Here is an 18,663-nt window from a genome sequence, read left to right as displayed (position 1 = left end):
TTCCGCTTTGGCGGAGGTGTTGATGCCGTGGAGAGAGACTTCGGTGATGGAGGAACGTCTGCGATTTGTCGCCCGGCTTCTGGAGGGCGAAGGCATGAGCGATGTATGCCGGGAGTTCGGCATCTCGCGCAAGACTGGCTACAAGATCTTCAACCGCTACAAGGACGAGGGGCTGGAGGCGCTGACGGATCGGTCGCGCCGGCCGGTGCGCTATGCCAACCAGTTGCCTGAGCCGGTCGAGGCGATGATCGTCTCGTGCAAGAAGAACAAGCCGCATTGGGGCGCCAGGAAGATCAGGGAGTTGCTGGTCAGGAAGCTTGCCGGCGATGTGCGCGTGCCCTCCAAGAGCACCGTGCATGCCGTACTCGACCGGCACGGGCTCGTCGCTCATGCCCGCAAGCGACACCGCTGTCGAGCCGAAGGAACGCCGCTGTCGCAGGCACTGATGCCGAACGATCTGTGGTGTGCCGACTTCAAGGGCGAGTTCAAGCTCGGCAATGGCCGATACTGTTACCCGCTGACGGTCACCGACCAGGCGTCGCGGTACCTGCTCGCCTGCGAAGCCTTCGAATCGACGCGCGAACCGGGTGTCTTTGAGGCGTTCCGCCGGCTGTTTGCCGAACACGGCCTGCCTCTTGCGATCCGCAGCGACAACGGCTTGCTGTTTGCCAGTCCCAACGGGCTCTACAATCTCTCGAAGCTGTCGGTCTGGTGGCTGAGGCTCGGTATTGCGCTCGAGCGCATCAGGCCGGGCCGTCCGCAACAAAACGGCCGGCATGAGCGCATGCACCTGACGCTGAAGAAAGAAGCGACCCGACCACCCGGTAGGAACATCCTCCAGCAGCAGGCCCGCTTCGATGCTTTTGTCAGCGAATTCAATCAGGAGCGGCCGCACGAGGCGTTGGCGATGAAGGCTCCCGCAGATGTCTACACAGGATCATCGCGGCCCTACGACGGCCTGCCGGAGATCGACTACCCGTTCCATGACAGGGACGCGCTGGTGACCAATTGCGGCCGCATCTGCATCTATCGCAAAAAGATCAACATCTCGACTGTGCTGGCCGGCCAGAAACTCGGCATCAAGGAGGTCGACGACGGCATTTGGCTCGTCTCCTTCATGCACTATGATCTCGGATATATCGACCTGGAACAGAGAACCTTGCAAACCATCGACAACCCGTTCGGCACGAGGTTGTCACCCATGTCTTAGGAACAAACTGTTACCCATGTCTCCGGTATGGACAAGCACCCAATCCCTCGCCTTAATTGGATTCGAACCGTCGACACCCGATTGCTAGGCATGTAGTCGGATCAAGAACCAGGTCTTACTGAGCCGGTCCAACTGCCAAGCAGCGAGGATTAGCTTTGGCCCTGCCCAGCACTCAAGCCGGAATAGCATCCTTCCGTTCCAGCCTCAAAGGCACCCCATGCTTAATCAGGTCCGCCGCTTTCTCACCGATCATCATGGTCGGTGCGTTCGTGATGCCACTGAGGAGCACGGGCGCGATTGATGAGTCCGCGATGCGCAGACCGCGCAGGCCTCTTACCCGTAGCTGCGGATCCACGACCGCGTTCTCATCGACCCACATCTTAATGTGCCGATCGGATGGTAGTCGCAGCACGCATATTGGCGAACGTAGGTCATGATATCCTGCTTCGACTTGGCGTCGGGGCCGGCAATCGCTCGATCTTGATGTACTGGCGGTCGCACGGGAGAATTTCGCGCGTCGTCTCGATCGATTTTAGCGACATGTCGCGATCGTTCGCAATTCCCTGATGTAGGGCTGCAAGCACTACTGGCCCGCCTGGATCTGCCCTCAATCCGACCAACGCCGTTCGGTTTTTGCGTCGAAAAGATGAATGCTGCGAGATGCAAAGTTCAGTCCGACCCGATCGCCAGCTTGCGCCTGCGATCGTCCGTTGAAGACCACCTGAAGCTCGGGCGTCGTTGCCATGGTCAAATAGCATGTCGCCCCGGTCGATTCGACCAGCGCCACTTGCGCCGAGACAACGCCCTCCTGCGCCGCGGCAAGTTCGATGCTCTCCGGGCGCAAGCCAACGATCAAGGCCTGCCCCGGCTGCACGGCGCGTTCAAGGGCGACCGTTTGTTTGATACCGAGATCGAGGATGACCGACCGGCCATCCGGACCGCCGACGGCCGGCAGAAAATTCATGGCGGGCGATCCGATGAACCCGGCAACGAACTTGTTGGCTGGCCGATCATAGAGATCAAGGGGGCTACCCTGTTGTTCTATGACGCCATCACGCATGATGACGACATGGTCCGCCATGGTCATTGCTTCGACTTGATCGTGGGTGACATAGACCGAAGTGGCACCCAAGCGGTCGTGCAAGGCGCGGATTTCCTTGCGCATGTGAACGCGAAGGGCTGCATCGAGATTGGAAAGCGGCTCGTCGAATAAAAATGCCTTGGGATGGCGGATGATCGCCCGGCTCATCGCCACGCGCTGACGCTGTCCGCCGGAAAGCTCACGCGGATAGCGGCCGAGCAGGTTCGTAAGCCCGGTCACCGCAGCGACATCTTGGGCCGCCTTCTTGCGCTCAGCCTTGGCAACGCCCTTGATGCGCAGGCTGTAGGTGAGGTTCTCCTCAACCGTCATGTGCGGGTACAGCGCGTATGATTGGAAAACCATCGCCACGTCGCGCTTGCGCGGTGGCATCGCGTTCATGACTTCACCGGCGATTTTCAGGGTGCCGGACGAAATGCTCTCCAGGCCTGCCAGGGACCGCAGCAGTGTCGATTTCCCGCACCCGGAGGGGCCGACAAGGGCCGTAAAGCTGCCCTTGCGGATCGAAAGCTCGATGTCCTTCAGGGCGTGATAGGCGCCATAATACTTGTTGACGTTGGTCAGTTCGATCTGGGCGGTCATTTGAGCGCTCCCGAGGTAAGGCCAGAGACGATACGGCGTTGCAGGAGGACGAAGATGGCGAGGATCGGCGTCACGTAGATCGCCGCATAGGCCATGATGTTGTTCCACTCGTTGGTGTTCGGCCCCATGAAGGAATTCAGCCCGACGCTTGCCGGCTGCAGTTCGACGGCCTGGATCATCGATTTCGAATAAACGAACTCGCCAAAGGCTTGCATGAAGATCAGGATGGCGCTGACGAGGATACCGTTTCGTGCGAGCGGTAAGACGATGTTGAAGAATGCGCCAACCCTCGAATTGCCGTCGACAAGGGCGGCCTCCTCCAATTCCTGCGGGACGCTCATGAAGGTCGCGCGCACCAGAACCACGAAGAACGGCATGCTTTTCGCGGCGATCGCAAGGATCACCGCAAGACGAGGATAATTGAGCAGGCCGATCTGGGAAAAGCCCACGAAGATCGGCGTGACCATGAGCGACGCCGGAAGCACTTGCAGCATGAGAATGAGGAATAGGCCGATATCGACCCAGATGTTGCGGTAGCGCGCAAGCACGTAGGCACAGCCGACACCGAGCACGGTGATGACACTGACCGCGCCGCAGGCGATGACCAGAGAGTTCCAGATGTAGCGGCCCATGTTGCGGCTTTGCCAGACGCTACCGAAGATCTGCCATTGCGGATCTGTCGGCCAGAAGGTCGGCGGAGTGGCAAACATCTCCGATCCCGATTTGATCGTGGTGATGTACATCCAGTAGAGCGGGAAGAGATAGATGCAGGCGAGAATGATCGCGACTGCGAGCAACAAGCGGTCCCGGGTTTGAGGGCTCATCCACGCACCTCATGCCGCGTCGAACGCACGTAGACAACCGAAGCGATCATCACGAAAACAATCATAATCACCGAAATCGTCGCGCCCTTGGCGAAGTCATACTGCCGGAAGGACAAGTCCCACGCCCAGTATTGCGTGACGTTCGACGCATTGTTCGGCCCTCCCGAGGTGATGGCGGCGAAAAGATCGAATTGCTGCAGCGTGAAGATCAGTCCGAGTGCGATAATGGCGCCGATGGACGAGCGCATCATCGGCAAGGTTATCGTCCAGAAACGCTGCCAGACATTGGCACCGTCCAGTTCGGATGCCTCGTAGAGATCCCGCGGGATGGCCGACAGGCCGACCGAGAGAAGGATCATGTTGAAGGATGTGCCGAGCCAGACATTTGCGATGATCACGGCCCAGAGCGAGAAGGCGGGGTCCGAGCGCCAGAAGATATTGCCGTCGATAAGACCCGCTTCGCGCAGGATAAAGTTGAGCACGCCGAAGTCGCCCGAGAGAATCCAGTTCCATATCGCGCCGACCACAAGCCCGGGCATCACCCATGACACGAGGAACAGGCCACGCAGCCACGAGGCGCCTGGAAAGTTCGTCCAGAAAAACAATGCCAGGCTGAAACCGACGAGAAACTGGCCGGCGATCGAGGCGACGACAAAGGTCGCGGTGTTGGCAAGGATCGGCCACGTTTCCGGTTGGGCAAACAGGTCGCGGTAGTTCTTGAAGCCGACGAAAGGGCGCCAGAAGCTGCCGAGGCTGAACATGTCGACTTCCTGGAAGCTCATGGCGATATTGTAGAGCAGCGGCAGGCCGGAGAGCGCGAGCAAGAAGGCGAGCGGCAAGCTGACAAGGCCGATATCGAAGCCGCGACCGTCGATCATGCTGGATAAAAAGCGTTTCATGAACTCCTCCGCCGCCAAGGCGCCAGCATACACGGCTCGCACAACCCGGCCTGCAAACTAGAACGATCAGAAGCACGCCGGCCTCGCCGGCATGGTTTACGGTTTTCCGCCCGAGCGCCTCAAGCGGCTTGAGGCGCTTGTGAAAGGCGGCCTGCTGTTTCGGTCAGTCCGGAAGCATGCAAGCCGCCTTGCCAGAGGCCTTAGCCAAGGACCGCCTTTATCTTTTCAGCCGCCTGGTCGAGGGCATCCTTCGACGTCATCTGTCCGGTCAGGGCTGCCTGGATTGCGTCCTGGATTGCCTTGGAGATCTTCGGCCATTCGGGATGGGGTCCACGCGGCTTTGCGAATTTGAGCTGCTCGATGAAGACCTTGAGGGCCGCGTCCTTCAGCGGCACGCCAGTCTCGGGGATCGCGATGTCAGAGCGAGCCGGTAGCTGCCCGAAATCCTTGAACATGCGGTCGTCCTGGGAGGCAAAATACTCGAGCACCTTGAACGCTTCAGCAGGATGCTCAGTGTTGGAAAAGATCGCCCAGTTGAAATCACCCATGGCCGAGGAACGCTCTGCCCCGACCTCAGGCACCGGCAGCAGCGCGACGCCCCAGTCGAACTTCGCCTCATTCACCATGCGGTCGAGTTCCCATGGACCGGAGATCGCCATGGCGGCATTGCCGGAATTGAACGTTCCGGTCGAATCCCACTGTCCACGGGTCAGCGTATCCGGTGACGCCAGTTTCTCGGTTATGATCGTCTTCCACGTGTCGAGTGCCTTGACGGCGCCCTCCGAATTGATGTGTTCGTAACCACCACCCGCCATCTGGGCCCACGGTAGGAACTGGAACGTCCCCTCCTCGTTGGCCTTGGCCGAGAAGGCGAGCCCGTAGACGTTGGCGGCGGGGTCTGTCAGCTTGCGAGCCGCATCGACCAGTTCGTCCCAGGTCTGCGGTGGCTTCTCAGGATCGAGGCCCTTCGCCTTGAACATGTCCTTGTTGTAGTAGAGCGCAATCGTGTTCGTCGCCTTTGGAAGGCCATAGTTCTTGCCGTCCCACATGGTAGACGCAAGCGGCCCTGGAAAGTAGTTCGAGGTCTTCACCACGGTCGACTTCGCGATCATGTCCGTGAGATCGAGGAAGGCACCGCGCGACGAAAAGAGCGCATGTTCCGGGTTGTCGACGGCGATGATATCGGGAGCCTGTCCGGTCGAATAGGCACGCATCGCCTCACTGACGACATCGTCGAACTGGATCTGTCGATATTCGACCTTGATGCCCATGTTCAGCTTGTTGAAGTCCGATATCAGGTTCGGTGCGGGCTGTATGTCGCGATCGAGCGACCAGACGTTGATCGTGACATCTTCTGCCTTGGCCGAAAGTCCGAATAAAGAGACACCTGCAAGGGCGAGCGCGCCCAGGATTGCGGATCCGCGGATAGCCATTTTCTCCTCCTTTGGTTATCCCCATGCCGGCATCCTCCATGCCGGCCGACATGCACGTCTCAGGCCGGGTCGATGACGAAGTCGCCGCCCCGGCAGGTCTTGAGGTAATTCAGGCCATGGACCTGGCCCGTCATCTCCAGATCGTCGCGATAGACCGGGTCATGCCAGCCCTCGATGTCGATCGAGCCGGACCAGCCGGCCAGCCGAAGCTCGGAAATCACGTCGGTCCAGTTGGTGTCGCCGAAACCGGGCGTACGCATGAAGACGAACTTTTCCTTGCCGAAGATCCCATGCTCGCGGATGACGTCCCAGCGGATGGTCGCGTCCTTGCCGTGCACATGGAAGATCTTCTTCGCCCATTTGCGGATCTGCGGCAGCGGATCGATCAGATAAACCATCTGATGGCACGGCTCCCATTCGAGCCCGATATGATCGTCCGGCGTCTCGTTGAAGATGAGTTCCCAGGCGTCCGGATTGTGCGCGATGTTCCAGTCTCCGGTGTGCCAATTGCCGTCCATGGCGCAGTTCTCAAACGCGATCTTCACACCCTTGTCAGCGGCGCGTTTCGACAACTCGGACCAGACTTCCCGATACCGCGTCAGGCTGTCGGTCAGAGGCTTGCCGCGAAGCCGGCCGGTGAAACCGGCGACGCAGGTAGCGCCGAAATGGTGGGCGTTGTCGATGCAGTCTCGCCAGCCCTTAAGGGTCTGCTCGTCAATCTCGGTCGTCTCCAGCGGATTGCCGAACATGCCGAGCGTGGAGATGGTGATGTCGCGATCGCCGATCGCCTCGACGCAACGCTTGCCAAGTTCGGCGAGGTCCTGGCCGTTGGTCGTCTGCCAGAAGAAGGGCTCAAAACTTTCAAAGCCCATGTCGGCGATCTGGCTGATGCGCCTGTCGGCACCGCCCTTAGTGGCCGAGATCATCGTTCCGACGCGAATGGATTTGCTGGGGTTCTTCAAGATTGGCTCCCTAGGCTGCAATGATGACGCGCTTGCCGTCTCGAGCGCTGTCGATCGCGCCGAAGACCATGGCAAGGCTCTTGATGTTGTCGCTGCCGTCAGTTTCCGGCACGGTTCCCGCCTCGATCGCGTGGATGAAATGCTCGATGACGCTCGCGTGGCCGTGCGTGTCCGCACCGTCTTCGACCTCGGGCACCGCAATCGGCCCGACGGCGCGCAGGAAACCCTCACGACCCGTGACGACTTTGGCCTCAAACCGCTCGCCGCCATCCCAAAGCAACGTGCCCTTCGAACCTGTAATGCGCCACGCGCTTTCCCAGCTCGTATTCGCACCCTCAGCGCACCAGGAGCCACGGTAGGTGAAAGCGACGTTGTCGGAAAACTCGAAGATCGCATTGGCGGCGGCGCCGTGGCGATACCAAGAACCCTGCGGGTTGTATTCGTGGCAATAGACCGCGAGGGGTTCCTTGCCCGACATGAAGCGCGCCGCGTCGAAGGTGTGGATGGCCATGTCCAAAAGCAGGACATTGTCCATCTGCTCGCGAAATCCCCCGAAATGCGGACCGAGGAAGAAGTCGCAATGCAGCGCCGTCAGCTCGCCCAAGGCGCCTGACTGGATGAGGCGACGAATGCGACGGACACCGCTGATGAAGCGACGGTTTTGCACGATAGCATGAACACGCGAGGCCTCGGTCGCGAGCCGGCGCAATTCGCGCGCCTCATCGAGCGTGGCGGCCATCGGCTTCTCGCTCAACACGTGGCAACCATGCGCAAGGCCGGCGGCCACCACTGCGCGGCGCGCCGCAGGAACGACGATGTCGAAGAGCAGGTCCGCCTGGCTTTCGCGAAGAACCTCCGGCAGGTCCGTACCGATCAGGATGTTACCAAGGTTGAATTGGCTGGCGAGCGCTTCTGCGGTCGCCTGATCCAGATCGACAAGGCCGACGATCTCCACTTTGTCGCGAAGAACACTGCTCTCTGCCAGAGCTCTCAGCCAACCTTTGGCCATAGCTCCGCACCCGCACAAAACGGCCCTGTGTCTCACGTGATTTCCTCCAAGAAATGGAAGCGCCAACTCCTCAATTGGCTTCCGTAAACGTTTACGATACTATGCGGCAACGGGTTTTTATGTCAAGAGGTGAGAAAATGACCATTCGCGGGTCTGGGGAGGAACGCGGAAAAATGAAGGGGATTCGCGAACTTGCCGAACACCTCGATATCTCGATCGGCACCGTATCGCGCGCGCTGAACGGCAAGCCCGACGTCAACGAGGAAACCAGAAAAAGGGTTCTTGAGGCAGCTGAATCCCTTGGTTATGTCGCCAATCAATCGGGCCGAGCCCTCAGGAAAGGTGCGACCGGCGTCATCGGCTTCATGATGCAGACCGGGTCTGAAATCACCGGCCAGGGCGACACCTTCTTCATGAGCGTCTTCGACGGTGTTCAGACCGTCTTTGCCCGTCACAAGCTCGATCTTGTTGCCCTGCTCTGCTCCTCGCAGGAGGATCCGAACGACTATCTGAAGCGGGTCGTTGCGCGCGGGTTTGCCGACGGCATCATTCTTTCGGCGACCCGACGCCACGACGCCCGCTTCGAACTGTTAGCCAAGCGCAAGATCCCGTTCATCACGCTTGGACGAAGCTTGACGGATGTCGGTCAGCCTTGGCTCGATCTGGATTTCGAGGGCATGGCCGAGGCGTCAATAGATCGGCTCGTTGCCCGCGGTCACAAGCACATTGCCGTCACTCGGCCGCATGACGACATGAACCTCGGCTATGTGTTTGAGGATCAGTGCCGGGCAACCCTTGCCCGACACGGGCTTTGCCTCGATGATCGTCACGTGTTTCGTTCGACCCCAAACGAGGCGGGAGGCTACCAGATTGCACGCGAACTGAGCGCGCTTGATACCCGCCCAACGGCCATCGTTCTCATCAACGAAGCGATCACGGTCGGCCTCTATCGCGGACTGGTCGAAGCCGGAGTAAAACCTGGGCGAGACATGGCGATCATCGGCCGCCAAAGTCCGCATTCGCAATTCCTGTCTCCCCGCCTGACATCCTTCAGCATGTCGTTGCGCGATCTCGGAATTGCACTAGCCGAATCCCTGCTCGCGACGATGCCGGCTTTTGCCCACGTCTATCCGGCGAAACCCGCGCGATTACTCTGGCCCATGGCTCTCGTTCCGGGCGAAAGCGATTGAGCGACATAAGATATGTCCCACCAGAAGCCCCGAATACCGGTTTTGTTGAAGAACTCGCGATGCTCGAGGGCTTCGCGAGAAAAGCGCGATCTTTCGCACTGACCCTCGCCGCACTATCAGCGGAAATGGAATCCAGGCGGTTATACATCTTCGCCTTGAAGGGATTCGAACCAGCTTCCGGTGCCCATTGTTAATTGAGCGAGCACGTTAATTAACAAGAATGCTATTTCGTCTATTAAGGCGCCGCTGTCAGTGGTGAACGCGTTAAGGCGTTTGTGCCGCGCCCCCTCCCCCGGTTCCGCCATCGCGATCACCGACCTGCTCACTCGTCGCAGCGCGGCCGAGCGTGCGCTCGGACGGCTTGACGGTGTTTCTGTGTTGTTGCCTTGAGGGGAGTCGAACCGGCAGCCAATGAGTATCTCGAGTGACCGCCGAACTCGATCGCACGGCCTCCTTCAGCGCGTCGGCAGCGGGAAAGCCGGTCTCGATGCACCTATGCCTGTAGGCGTCTGTGAAAGGAATGCTTGCTGGCTTCACGCGATCCCCGATCCGCTTGCGCAAGGAGATCGCTCTCCATGGTCAGACGGTCATTTCCGTATCATCTAGCTTCCGGGAGGCCATTTGAACGCCGCCCTTACTCAACGGCTCAAATCGTCGCCCCCGGCGGCGGACATTCCAATCGATATGCGATCCGAGACGCCATAAGGTGAACAAGTGAGCCCGTTGGTATTCCCTGGTGAGCAGTCCAACCGCGGTTTCCTCTCAGAAGCCGCTTTCTTTCTGATGCCGCACGGCAAGGATTGTCAAAACGCCCTCATCAATGCGGTAACGCGTGATGTATCCGCTATCTCCAAAATCAATGAGCCACTCTCGATACTGATCCGGCAGATCATCAATAAGGCGCCCCATTTTTGGATGTGCGCCAAGGGCTTGCACACCCTTCAGGATGGCTTCAGCCGCTCGCTTGGCTGCCAAAGGGCTTTTGGGCTGCAAGAATTTTCGGAGGCGCTCTAGGTCACGAACAGCCGCTGGAGAGAAGACTATTTGTGGCATTCAGGTGCGCCGCTCTCGTCGTCCGTTCCCCACGTGGTTAGCCATTTTTCGACCTCGGCCGCAGTGGCATGGAGGCCGGTCGATTGATACTCTTCCCACGCGTCCAGCGTGTCTTGTCGCAATGCTTCTCGCTTCTCTTCTCGCTCGACGTATTGCGCAATCGCTTCTCGCATGATCCAGTGAGACGATCGGCGGCGGATTTCAGCTAAGTGTTGAACGCGACCTTTCAGCTCATCATCGAGCTTGAGCGAGGTTGGGGATGCCATTGCATCGGTCCTTAGTTGGAGGTAATACCAAGCGCTAAATATAAGTGCTACTGTTTCAGTTGTCTATGATCCAGCTAAACCTGCACGCTACACCACCGACAATCCCTCCTCTTGAACGCATTCGAACCTATAGACCTGCGGCAGACGAGCTCATAGGTGGCTCCAAGGATTGACGACGAGGACACATGCCGCCTCAAAGGGCGCGCCAACCCGGTAGCCTCTGCGCAGACATCCGACCGCCCGTTCAGCAAACAGGAAACGGCTTTGTACGCTGCCACTTGCCTGCCGACGGAGGAAACAACAAGTGCTTGGAAACCTGGCCGCCGATTGCACTGATGCTCTTTGATGCTATTTCCGCGAAAAGATGAGCCAGGCTTAACCAAACCGCCAAATTGGCTTGCACCAAGGCCGCGCGCTTAATTGCTGCCGTTCACACGGAGGAAATGCGGCATGAAGAAAGCGCAATCAAACAGTCCGAGGCCATCGATTGGCATCGTCGCAGGGTCCGGTCCTGAAGCGGGAATCGACCTGTGGTCGAAGATTCTCGCTCGAAATCAAGAACTGTTCGGCACCAAGTTCCGAGGCGATCTCGACGCGCCGCGCGTCGCGATCCTCTCCGAACCTTCCCTGGGACTCTCGATGGACTTGAGTGAGAACGAGGCCGTCGTCTGGGAAAGTCTCAAAAAGACGATGGCTATCATGGCCGTGCAGGCAGACGCCTATGCGATCGCCTGCAACACGCTGAACTGGTTTGCGCCCCGAATAAAAGCGCTGAACCTGCCGGGCGAATTCGTATCCTTTCAAAACGCCTTGCAGCATTGGATCCAGGGCCACGGCGTTCGACGTATCGCTCTACTGGGAGCCGCCCCGGTCACCAGTCTCGGGCCCTGGTCGGCCTACCAGAAGCTGAAGGACTTGGTGGAAGTCGAGACGCCGGCCGATCCTATGGCGCTGCACGAACTCATCCTTGATGTGAAACGATTGGGCAGCCGCGACGCGAGCTTGCGCCCCCGTTTTCTCGAGCTTGTGGAAGGACTGTCCTGCGAACACGTGATCCTCGCCTGCACCGAACTGCCCCTCATTTCGGATATCGCAACAAGCAAGACGCTCGTGGATGTCACTGAACTCGTGGCGAACGCGTTGGTGGATCGCTCCGTCGGAGCAGGCAACAGTTGTTTGGCGAACGGCCACGAAGAAAGATCGGTGGCATGAACACGGGCGTCGATCTAACAGACCTCGCCCTCACCGTTCGACCTGATGCAGAAGGAACTCGCACGGTCGGAGGCCGGGCCGCCATTCTCCTGATCCATACTGGCGGCACTATCGGAATGCGTGAAACCGAGCATGGACTTGCGCCTTCAGCCGGACTTCTGGAACGCGCTGCAAAGGAGTTGGCCTCTGCGAATACCAATATCACGATCGAGAGCTTCGCCCCGCTGATCGACAGCGCGGATATCACACACGACCATTGGAACCGCATCATTTCAGGCGTGCAGAAATGGGGTGGCACAGGCGTCATCGTCACTCACGGCACGGACACGATGGCCTTCACGGGCGCGGCACTCAGCCAAGCTTTGGTAGGACTTGGAATCCCAGTCGTTCTGACAGGCGCGATGAAGCCGCTGGGCACTGGCGGAGACGCTGAGAACAATCTCCAACTTGCGCTCGAGGCCGTGATGCGGCAACCCGCGGGCGTCTGGCTCGCCTTCGGCGACCGCGTGCTCCCAGCAGGCGGCCTCGTCAAACACCACACGTCGGACGAGGACTCGTTTCGTCCCGCTATGCCGGTCGTGCCTCCAGTGGAGGCGGTCGGAGCTCGGTACCGGCACTTCAAGCAGGCACGCCTCGCGGTGATCACGGTCACACCCGGATTGAGGGCTGAGACGCTTTCGGCAACGCTTTCAACATTGGACGGCGCTGTGCTGCGGCTATTCGGCGCCGGCACCATAATGACGGAAGGGTCCGTGTTGCTAGCGCTGCGGTCAGCGATCGCGCAGGGCTGCCGCCTGCGAGCCGTGAGCCAGTGCGAACAGGGAGGACTGGCTCCGGGGGCATACGCCGCGGGTGCGGGCCTATGGGAAATCGGAGTGGAAAACGGCGGCGAAGAAACGGTGGAGGCCGCACTGGTACGGCTGTGGTTGGAACTCTCGGACGCCCCTGTGGCTATGCGTAACGTCAGAAGGAGCATAGAACCTTGAGAACCGAGTCCGACAGCCTTGGGCAAATCACCGTTCCCGAAAACGCCTACTGGGGGCCCCAGACGGCAAGAGCGGTCGCCAATTTTCCACTCTCCGGTGTTTCGGTGGGATCCTTTCAGCCCCTGATACAGTCACTGGCGAAGGTGAAGCTCGCCTGCGCACGAGTTAATGCGCGTACCCTGCTCCTCGAACCTCGCATCGCCGAAGCGATCGAATTGGCCTGTGCAGATGTCATTGCAGGCACACTCGACGCACAGTTCCCGATCGACGTGTTCCAAGGCGGCGCGGGAACATCCACGAACATGAACATGAACGAGGTCGTCGCCAACCGCGCTCTCGAGCACCTTGGCTTGCCACGCGGCAGCTACGAGTTCGTGCACCCGAACGATCACGTCAACATGTCGCAATCGACGAACGATGTGTACCCAACAGCCATCCGTATCGCTCTGATCACTGAATCGTCAGCCCTGGCAGAGGTGCTGCTGCGCCTGGCTGCCGCCTTCGAAGCCAAGGCGGTGGAGTTCGCGGACATCGCCAAACTGGGACGTACCCAACTGCAAGACGCGGTGCCAATGACATTGGGCCAGGAGTTCCAGGCATTCGCCACGACCCTGCGTGAAGACGTGCTCAGGCTATCCGAGGTTGCCAAGCTGCTGCACGAGGTAAACCTCGGTGGAACGGCAATCGGAACAGGACTCAATGCAACTCCTGCCTACTGTGTGGAGATTGTTCCAGAACTGGCCCGGGTGACCGGACTGCCACTCGTGCGGGCGGACAATCTGGTGGAGGCTTGCTGGGACACTGGCGCCTTTGTGCTTTTCTCGGCGATGCTGAAGCGCTCGGCGACGAAACTTTCCAAGATCTCAAGCGACCTTCGGCTGCTGTCCAGCGGGCCTCGTGGCGGTCTGGGTGAAATCAGCCTGCCCGCTCTCCAGCCCGGCTCGTCGATCATGCCGGGCAAGGTGAACCCGGTAATGCCGGAGGTCATCAATCAGATCGCGTTCTTCGCCGCTGGCGCGGACGTCACCGTCACGATGGCCGCAGAGGCGGGCCAACTCCAGCTCAATGTCATGGAGCCCGTGATCGCCTACAGTCTTCTGAACGTTGTCGGCCTGCTAACTCGAGGGATCGAAGCACTTCGGACCTCGTGCGTGGAGGGCATCACGGCCAACCCGGCAGCCTGCGAAGGTCACCTGCAGCGCTCCACCGCACTGGTCACGGCTCTGGTTCCCCATCTCGGCTATGATGTGGCGGCCCAGATCGCCAAGAGGATGCTCGCGGAGGGCATTACTCTATCGGAGGTGCTCCCGTTGCCGCCCGTCCAAGCCGACGCGGCTCCTACGGCGGTTACCATCATCGACGTGACAGCCTCGTGAACGGCTACACGTCAAGCGGATAGAAAAGCGGGGTTGCCGGATCCCGAGAGTTATCGATCGCGTCCCGTATCGAGGGCGCGATCTCCGCCGTCTCCGGCGAGAATAGACCGCAGCGCGCCAGTGCTGGCCGGATCGCGATTTCAGTGCCAAGCCACTCCAGAAGAACCCGCGAGCAGGCAATCTTTCGCTGACTATTCGACGACACTCCCATCACAAGCCCGGTCAGGCGGCCGATCCTGTTCCTTCGAGAAGGAAACAGGATCGTTTGAGTTATTTCGTTGCCCGTCAGGCTTTCGACATCGATGAGAAAGATTCGGTCTTCCAGGAAGAGTGCGGTCCCGGTGTACCGGCATTTGAACGCCTCGCTCGTCGAGTCCCGCCCAGGAAAGCGTTCGATCCGCCGATAGTAGACGTCGTTGTCGTGGGTGAAGATGTGCATGAGCCCGCGCAAAATCATCCCTGGCGAACTCATCGAGTAGTAATACACATGGTAGTAGCCGGCGTAGCTGCGCAGCGTCGGCAACGAGGCCGTCCGCAGTCGGTCTACCGTGTCGGCGTAAGGCGGCCGCGGCTTCACCGTTCTGCGACGCAGAGCGATGATCCGGGTGAAGTGTTCGGGCGGGAGGTGAAACTCCGTCGCCTCCACGCCGAAGTGATCGCACAATCTGTTCAGGATATTCGGCGACGGGCGCGCCGCCGCACGCATATAGCGATTGAACTGGGACCGGTTGATCTCAAGGTTCCGGCAGAGATCCGACACGGAGCGCTCGTAGCTGCAAGCAAGCCGAAGGTTCTCCGCGAAGTTGCGTTGCATGTTCCCCGTCGTGTCCTCGACTTTCGGCATGCTCTCCCCTCCAGTACTGCATGTGGCTTCTTGATGCTACCGCAGCATAAACAAGCGCCACCATGATGCAAGCCGCCTAATGGTCCCCGGTCGCCTCCCGACGGATACTCCAAGGGTGAAGCGGCGGCATGCCGCTCTTTCCACCACGATCAAAAAAAGGGGAATTCACCGATGATCACCAGACGAACCGTTCTTGCTGCCATTGCCGCTACGACTGCGGCGCTTTTCGCCAGCACCGCCCTCGCGCAGGACAAGCAGACAATCAAGATCGTCACCCAGTCGCCCCTGTCCGGCCCGCAGTCCGTCATCGGTGAAGGCATCATGATGGGCGCGCAACTGGCCGTAGCCGAGTTCAGCAAAGAGGTCGGGGATCTCGGCTATCAGATTGTCCTGCAACCCGAGGACGATCAGGCGACTCCCAACGTCGGCGTAGCGAACGCGAACCGCATTCTCAACGATGCAGCCGTGCTTGGGGTGGTTGCCCACTATAATTCCGGCGTCGCAATCCCGTCCTCCGAGGTGTATGCGAAAGACAACCTGGTGATGGTTTCCCCGGCGGCCACGAACCCGACCTTGACGGAGCAGGAGTCGACCCGGGCGATCGCAAACCGGATTTGCGGTCGTGACGACATCCAGGGCCCTGCGGGTGCCAATTTTGCCGCTGAGACCCTCAAGGCAAAGAAGGTCTACATCATCAACGACAAGTCGGCCTACGGTTCCGGCATTGCCCAGACTTTCGAAGAGGCGATGAAGAAGAACGGCGCCGAAGTGGTCCTATCGACCGGCGTCGATCAAAACGAAACCGACTTCTCTTCGATCTTGAACCGTGCGCGGATAGACAAGCCGGATCTCGTCTATTACGGCGGCACCTATCCTCAGGGTGGACTGATCATCAAGCAAATGCGTCAGAAGGGCTTGAAAGCAGCCTTCCTCGGCGGCGACGGCCTCGACAGTGGCGATCTCCAGAAGATCGCAGGCGCTGAAAGCATGACCGGCGTCTACTTCACCACGACCGCCCTTCCCCTGTCGCAAATGAAAGAGGCCGCGCCTTTCGTCGAATCCTACAAGGCGCGCTTCAGCAAGGATCCGGAAGTCTACTCGGTCTACGGGTACGACAGCGCCCATGTGATCATCTCGGCGATCACCGCTGCAGTTAAGGCCAAGGACGGAGAGATGCCGACACGCGCGGAGGTGGCGGCGGCAGTACGTCAAACCAACTTCACGGGCATCACTGGACCGATCTCGTTCACGAAGAAGGGCGACGTCGCGACCGCGAAGTATGTGGTGATTGAAGCCGCGAAGTCGGCCGACGCCAACAAGATCGTCAAGGTGCTGGAAGTTGCCGCGCCTGACGTCTGAGTGCTGACACAGCGGCGGTCGTGGGTTCGCAGCCCGCGACCGCTGTTCGCTGCCACCTTCAACACACATGCTGACGATTAGTTCGTCCCATTGGACACGGTCATGTCATTTTCAATCTTTTTCGAGCTCCTGCCCTCTACGCTGGCAGATGGGCTGGTTCTCGGGCTGCTCTACGCATCCATCGCCTTGGGCTACACCATGGTCTACGGCGTCCTTGGCCTCATCAATTTCGCCCACTCCGAGATATTCATGGTGGGCGCCATCGTGGCCGTCGAGGTCCTAACCTACGTGCTGCTGGGTTCGGGCCTGCACCCGCTGCTTCAGCTACTGTTCGCGATGACCATAGCCGCCGCAGTTGCGGCGGCACTCGCAGGCCTGGCTGAACGGGTGGCCTACCGACCGCTGCGGCGCTCGAATGCTCCCAAGCTCGCGCCGCTCATCACCGCGATCGGTATAAGCCTGTTCCTGCAGGATGCGGTCCGCTTCGTTGAAAGCCTGTTTGGGCAGTTCATCAGACCGTTCCCGTCGATACCCTTTTTCGACGACATGATCCAAGTGAGCAGCACTCTCAGCGTGCCAATGAAGTCCGTTGTGATCCTCGTAGTCGCAGGCGCGATGCTCGGCGGCCTCACGTATACGGTCAACCGCACGCGGCTCGGCAAGGCCATCCGTGCGGTTGCAACGGACCGGACGGCCGCCAGCCTGATGGGCATCAACGTAAACCGCATCGTATTGCAGACGTTCCTGATCGGGGGCGCGTTGGCAGGTGTCGCCGGCACACTCTATGCGCTCCAGTTCGGTCGCGTCGATCCTTTCACAGGTTTCATCCCGGGACTCAAGGCGTTTACCGCGGCCGTGCTTGGTGGAATCGGCTCGATCCCGGGCGCCATGGTGGGTGGCATCCTGCTCGGACTTCTGGAGATGCTGATCGGCACCTTCGTTCCGCTTCTGACCGACAATGCGATCGGTACCGAATACAAGGACATTTTCGCGTTCGGCATCCTGATCCTGATCCTGATCCTCAAGCCCAGCGGGCTGATGGGGCGTTCCTCTACGGAGAAGGTTTGATCATGACCAGTCTTTCTCAAAACCACCGGACGATTGGTCTCGTCGCCGCCGTCGGCCTACTCACCGTGCTGTGCGTGTTTGTTTTTACCGGTACTGGATTCGTCGACACACTCGCTTTCATTGGGCTGTTGTTCACGGTTTTTCTCGCAACGGATCACGATAGCATCGATGCGAAGACCGGAAGCTTCATTGTCGCCTTCGTTCTTTTAGGCGTCCTTCCCTTCATCGGGTTGCGAAACACCTTCTATCTCGATGTGGCGATACAGGTCGGCATCTACGCTGTGCTAGCGCTCGGCTTGAACATCGTGGTGGGTTTCGCGGGCCTCCTCGACCTGGGCTTTATCGCATTCTTCGCCGTGGGAGCCTATCTCTGGGCCATCTTGAGCTCCCCGCACGGCGGCGAGTTGCTTGGCGCATGGTTCCCGATGGCCGGGGATTCCTTCTTCCTCATTGCAATCATCGCTATCTTTGTCGCGGCGGGCGCTGGGGCGTTGCTCGGGCTGCCAGTTCTACGGCTCAAGGGCGACTATCTTGCTATCGTCACACTTGGCTTTGGCGAGGTGATCCGCGTTCTTGCGAACAACCTCGACAAACCCGTCAACATCACCAACGGTCCTCAAGGTATCCCGGGCATTGCGCAACCGCTTACGAGCGTCGCAGCCACGCTCGCCAACTCAGGTGTACCAGCGTTCAAGTGGCAGACAGTCGTCTACTACCTGATTGTGCTCGGACTCGTGGGCCTCGCGATCATGGCGAACTGGCGGCTCGATCGTTCGAAGATCGGGCGGTCGTGGGTGGCCATTCGCGAGGATGAAATAGCGGCCCAGGCGATGGGTGTTCCGCTCTTGAAGACCAAACTCATCGCCTTCGCCACAGGTGCGGCATTCGCCGGGGTGATGGGCGTCCTTTTCTCGGCCAAGCAGACATTCGTCAGCCCGGAAAGCTTCGACTTCAATCAATCGATCGGAGTTCTCGCGATGATCGTGCTGGGTGGTCTTGGATCCATCCGGGGGGCTATCGTCGGGGCGGCACTTGTCACCGTCCTGAACCTTCAGGTTCTGAAATCGCTCTCTACAGTCCTGAACGACCTGCGAGCTTCCGGCTTCGAAATTCTCGGATGGTCCTTTGCGAACCTTCCAAGCCAGTTCGAACCTTCGAAGTACGAGAGGCTGATCTTCGGTCTTATTCTAATCGCCATGATGCTCCTGCGTCCGAAGGGTCTCGTCCCCACGGTGCGCCGCACGATCTCGGCACGCAACGTGGAAGGAGCGACGCCATGACGAAGGCGCTT

At 59.5% G+C, this 18,663-nt stretch carries 17 protein-coding genes and 2 pseudogenes; 9 read left to right on the top strand and 10 right to left on the bottom strand.

Going from position 1 to position 18,663, the window contains the following annotated elements; all coding sequences use genetic code 11:
* Nucleotides 1–22 precede the first annotated feature (22 nt).
* The gene (locus tag PWG15_RS34620; RefSeq protein WP_275027373.1) at nucleotides 23–1,210 is read left to right on the top strand and encodes an IS481 family transposase; all 1,188 of its coding nucleotides are present in this window, start codon (nucleotides 23–25) and stop codon (nucleotides 1,208–1,210) included.
* Between the two features lie 172 nt (nucleotides 1,211–1,382).
* Here PWG15_RS34620 and PWG15_RS34615 read toward each other — a convergent pair.
* The 7 genes and pseudogenes from PWG15_RS34615 to PWG15_RS34585 all read right to left on the bottom strand — a co-directional run.
* Nucleotides 1,383–1,618: pseudogene (locus PWG15_RS34615) on the bottom strand (GMC oxidoreductase); the annotation flags it as partial.
* Nucleotides 1,619–1,817: 199 nt separating this feature from the next.
* Nucleotides 1,818–2,891, bottom strand: coding sequence for an ABC transporter ATP-binding protein (locus tag PWG15_RS34610; RefSeq protein WP_275027371.1), 1,074 nt, complete (start codon nucleotides 2,889–2,891; stop codon nucleotides 1,818–1,820).
* Nucleotides 2,888–3,715: a carbohydrate ABC transporter permease gene (locus tag PWG15_RS34605; protein WP_275027370.1), complete on the bottom strand. Its 828-nt coding sequence runs from the start codon at nucleotides 3,713–3,715 to the stop codon at nucleotides 2,888–2,890. Before PWG15_RS34605 ends, PWG15_RS34610 begins: the two co-directional genes overlap by 4 nt.
* On the bottom strand, nucleotides 3,712–4,614 hold the full coding sequence (locus PWG15_RS34600) for a carbohydrate ABC transporter permease (protein WP_275027368.1): 903 nt from the start codon (nucleotides 4,612–4,614) through the stop codon (nucleotides 3,712–3,714). Before PWG15_RS34600 ends, PWG15_RS34605 begins: the two co-directional genes overlap by 4 nt.
* Nucleotides 4,615–4,814: 200 nt before the next feature.
* Nucleotides 4,815–6,047, bottom strand: a complete 1,233-nt coding sequence (locus tag PWG15_RS34595; protein WP_275027365.1) for an ABC transporter substrate-binding protein — start codon at nucleotides 6,045–6,047, stop codon at nucleotides 4,815–4,817.
* Nucleotides 6,048–6,106: 59 nt separating this feature from the next.
* Nucleotides 6,107–7,009 carry a sugar phosphate isomerase/epimerase family protein gene (locus tag PWG15_RS34590; RefSeq protein ID WP_275027364.1) on the bottom strand — a complete coding sequence of 301 codons (903 nt, stop codon included), beginning with the start codon at nucleotides 7,007–7,009 and terminating at the stop codon, nucleotides 6,107–6,109.
* A gap of 10 nt (nucleotides 7,010–7,019) precedes the next feature.
* A complete protein-coding gene (locus tag PWG15_RS34585) occupies nucleotides 7,020–8,054 on the bottom strand; it encodes a Gfo/Idh/MocA family protein (protein WP_275027363.1) in 1,035 nt (344 codons plus the stop codon).
* Nucleotides 8,055–8,191: 137 nt separating this feature from the next.
* On the opposite strand from PWG15_RS34585, the gene PWG15_RS34580 reads away from it, so the two are divergent.
* The gene (locus PWG15_RS34580) at nucleotides 8,192–9,208 is read left to right on the top strand and encodes a LacI family DNA-binding transcriptional regulator (RefSeq protein ID WP_275027362.1); all 1,017 of its coding nucleotides are present in this window, start codon (nucleotides 8,192–8,194) and stop codon (nucleotides 9,206–9,208) included.
* Nucleotides 9,209–9,453: 245 nt separating this feature from the next.
* Nucleotides 9,454–9,595, top strand: a pseudogene (locus PWG15_RS36500) (Fic family protein); the annotation flags it as partial.
* A 375-nt stretch (nucleotides 9,596–9,970) separates the two neighbouring features.
* Here PWG15_RS36500 and PWG15_RS34575 read toward each other — a convergent pair.
* Both PWG15_RS34575 and PWG15_RS34570 read right to left on the bottom strand, forming a co-directional pair.
* Complete coding sequence (locus PWG15_RS34575) at nucleotides 9,971–10,261, bottom strand: type II toxin-antitoxin system RelE/ParE family toxin (RefSeq protein WP_275027361.1); 291 nt, start codon at nucleotides 10,259–10,261, stop codon at nucleotides 9,971–9,973.
* Nucleotides 10,249–10,527, bottom strand: coding sequence for a CopG family ribbon-helix-helix protein (locus PWG15_RS34570; RefSeq protein WP_275027360.1), 279 nt, complete (start codon nucleotides 10,525–10,527; stop codon nucleotides 10,249–10,251). The genes PWG15_RS34575 and PWG15_RS34570 overlap by 13 nt, the downstream gene beginning before the upstream one ends.
* Before the next feature lie 450 nt (nucleotides 10,528–10,977).
* Between PWG15_RS34570 and PWG15_RS34565 the strand changes: the two genes are divergently transcribed.
* The 3 genes from PWG15_RS34565 to PWG15_RS34555 are packed head-to-tail and all read left to right on the top strand — an operon-like array spanning nucleotide 10,978 to nucleotide 14,101.
* Nucleotides 10,978–11,739 carry an aspartate/glutamate racemase family protein gene (locus PWG15_RS34565; RefSeq protein WP_275027359.1) on the top strand — a complete coding sequence of 254 codons (762 nt, stop codon included), beginning with the start codon at nucleotides 10,978–10,980 and terminating at the stop codon, nucleotides 11,737–11,739.
* Nucleotides 11,736–12,725 carry an asparaginase domain-containing protein gene (locus PWG15_RS34560; protein ID WP_275027358.1) on the top strand — a complete coding sequence of 330 codons (990 nt, stop codon included), beginning with the start codon at nucleotides 11,736–11,738 and terminating at the stop codon, nucleotides 12,723–12,725. The genes PWG15_RS34565 and PWG15_RS34560 overlap by 4 nt, the downstream gene beginning before the upstream one ends.
* Nucleotides 12,722–14,101 (top strand): aspartate ammonia-lyase, encoded by a 1,380-nt coding sequence (locus PWG15_RS34555; protein ID WP_275027356.1) that lies wholly within the window; start codon nucleotides 12,722–12,724, stop codon nucleotides 14,099–14,101. The genes PWG15_RS34560 and PWG15_RS34555 overlap by 4 nt, the downstream gene beginning before the upstream one ends.
* A gap of 4 nt (nucleotides 14,102–14,105) precedes the next feature.
* Here the strand turns inward: PWG15_RS34555 and PWG15_RS34550 are convergent, their stop codons facing one another.
* Entirely contained in the window at nucleotides 14,106–14,945 is an 840-nt protein-coding gene (locus PWG15_RS34550) for a helix-turn-helix domain-containing protein (RefSeq protein ID WP_275027354.1), read from the bottom strand.
* Nucleotides 14,946–15,116: 171 nt separating this feature from the next.
* Here PWG15_RS34550 and PWG15_RS34545 point away from each other — a divergent pair, with 171 nt between their 5' ends.
* From PWG15_RS34545 to PWG15_RS34535, 3 genes are all read left to right on the top strand, one after another.
* On the top strand, nucleotides 15,117–16,304 hold the full coding sequence (locus tag PWG15_RS34545) for a branched-chain amino acid ABC transporter substrate-binding protein (RefSeq protein ID WP_275027353.1): 1,188 nt from the start codon (nucleotides 15,117–15,119) through the stop codon (nucleotides 16,302–16,304).
* Nucleotides 16,305–16,406: 102 nt separating this feature from the next.
* Complete coding sequence (locus PWG15_RS34540; RefSeq protein WP_275027352.1) at nucleotides 16,407–17,372, top strand: branched-chain amino acid ABC transporter permease; 966 nt, start codon at nucleotides 16,407–16,409, stop codon at nucleotides 17,370–17,372.
* 2 nt (nucleotides 17,373–17,374) lie between these two features.
* The gene (locus tag PWG15_RS34535; RefSeq protein ID WP_275027351.1) at nucleotides 17,375–18,652 is read left to right on the top strand and encodes an ABC transporter permease subunit; all 1,278 of its coding nucleotides are present in this window, start codon (nucleotides 17,375–17,377) and stop codon (nucleotides 18,650–18,652) included.
* Nucleotides 18,653–18,663 lie beyond the last annotated feature (11 nt).

Origin of the sequence: Ensifer adhaerens (genome assembly GCF_028993555.1) — a bacterium.
GTDB classification, from domain to species: Bacteria; Pseudomonadota; Alphaproteobacteria; order Rhizobiales; family Rhizobiaceae; genus Ensifer; species Ensifer adhaerens_I.
This window is presented reverse-complemented; position numbering and strand designations above follow the sequence as displayed.

Bases quoted from the DNA above. Each gene is read 5' to 3' on its own strand.
- PWG15_RS34560 (WP_275027358.1), top strand. From the start codon at position 11,736: ATGAACACGGGCGTCGATCTAACAGACCTCGCCCTCACCGTTCGACCT.
- PWG15_RS34545 (WP_275027353.1), top strand. From the start codon at position 15,117: ATGATCACCAGACGAACCGTTCTTGCTGCCATTGCCGCTACGACTGCG.
- PWG15_RS34535 (WP_275027351.1), top strand. From the start codon at position 17,375: ATGACCAGTCTTTCTCAAAACCACCGGACGATTGGTCTCGTCGCCGCC.
- PWG15_RS34565 (WP_275027359.1), top strand. From the start codon at position 10,978: ATGAAGAAAGCGCAATCAAACAGTCCGAGGCCATCGATTGGCATCGTC.
- PWG15_RS34605 (WP_275027370.1), bottom strand. From the start codon at position 3,715: ATGAGCCCTCAAACCCGGGACCGCTTGTTGCTCGCAGTCGCGATCATT.
- PWG15_RS34540 (WP_275027352.1), top strand. From the start codon at position 16,407: ATGTCATTTTCAATCTTTTTCGAGCTCCTGCCCTCTACGCTGGCAGAT.
- PWG15_RS34550 (WP_275027354.1), bottom strand. From the start codon at position 14,945: ATGCCGAAAGTCGAGGACACGACGGGGAACATGCAACGCAACTTCGCG.
- PWG15_RS34600 (WP_275027368.1), bottom strand. From the start codon at position 4,614: ATGAAACGCTTTTTATCCAGCATGATCGACGGTCGCGGCTTCGATATC.
- PWG15_RS34595 (WP_275027365.1), bottom strand. From the start codon at position 6,047: ATGGCTATCCGCGGATCCGCAATCCTGGGCGCGCTCGCCCTTGCAGGT.
- PWG15_RS34580 (WP_275027362.1), top strand. From the start codon at position 8,192: ATGAAGGGGATTCGCGAACTTGCCGAACACCTCGATATCTCGATCGGC.
- PWG15_RS34620 (WP_275027373.1), top strand. From the start codon at position 23: ATGCCGTGGAGAGAGACTTCGGTGATGGAGGAACGTCTGCGATTTGTC.
- PWG15_RS34575 (WP_275027361.1), bottom strand. From the start codon at position 10,261: ATGCCACAAATAGTCTTCTCTCCAGCGGCTGTTCGTGACCTAGAGCGC.
- PWG15_RS34610 (WP_275027371.1), bottom strand. From the start codon at position 2,891: ATGACCGCCCAGATCGAACTGACCAACGTCAACAAGTATTATGGCGCC.
- PWG15_RS34570 (WP_275027360.1), bottom strand. From the start codon at position 10,527: ATGGCATCCCCAACCTCGCTCAAGCTCGATGATGAGCTGAAAGGTCGC.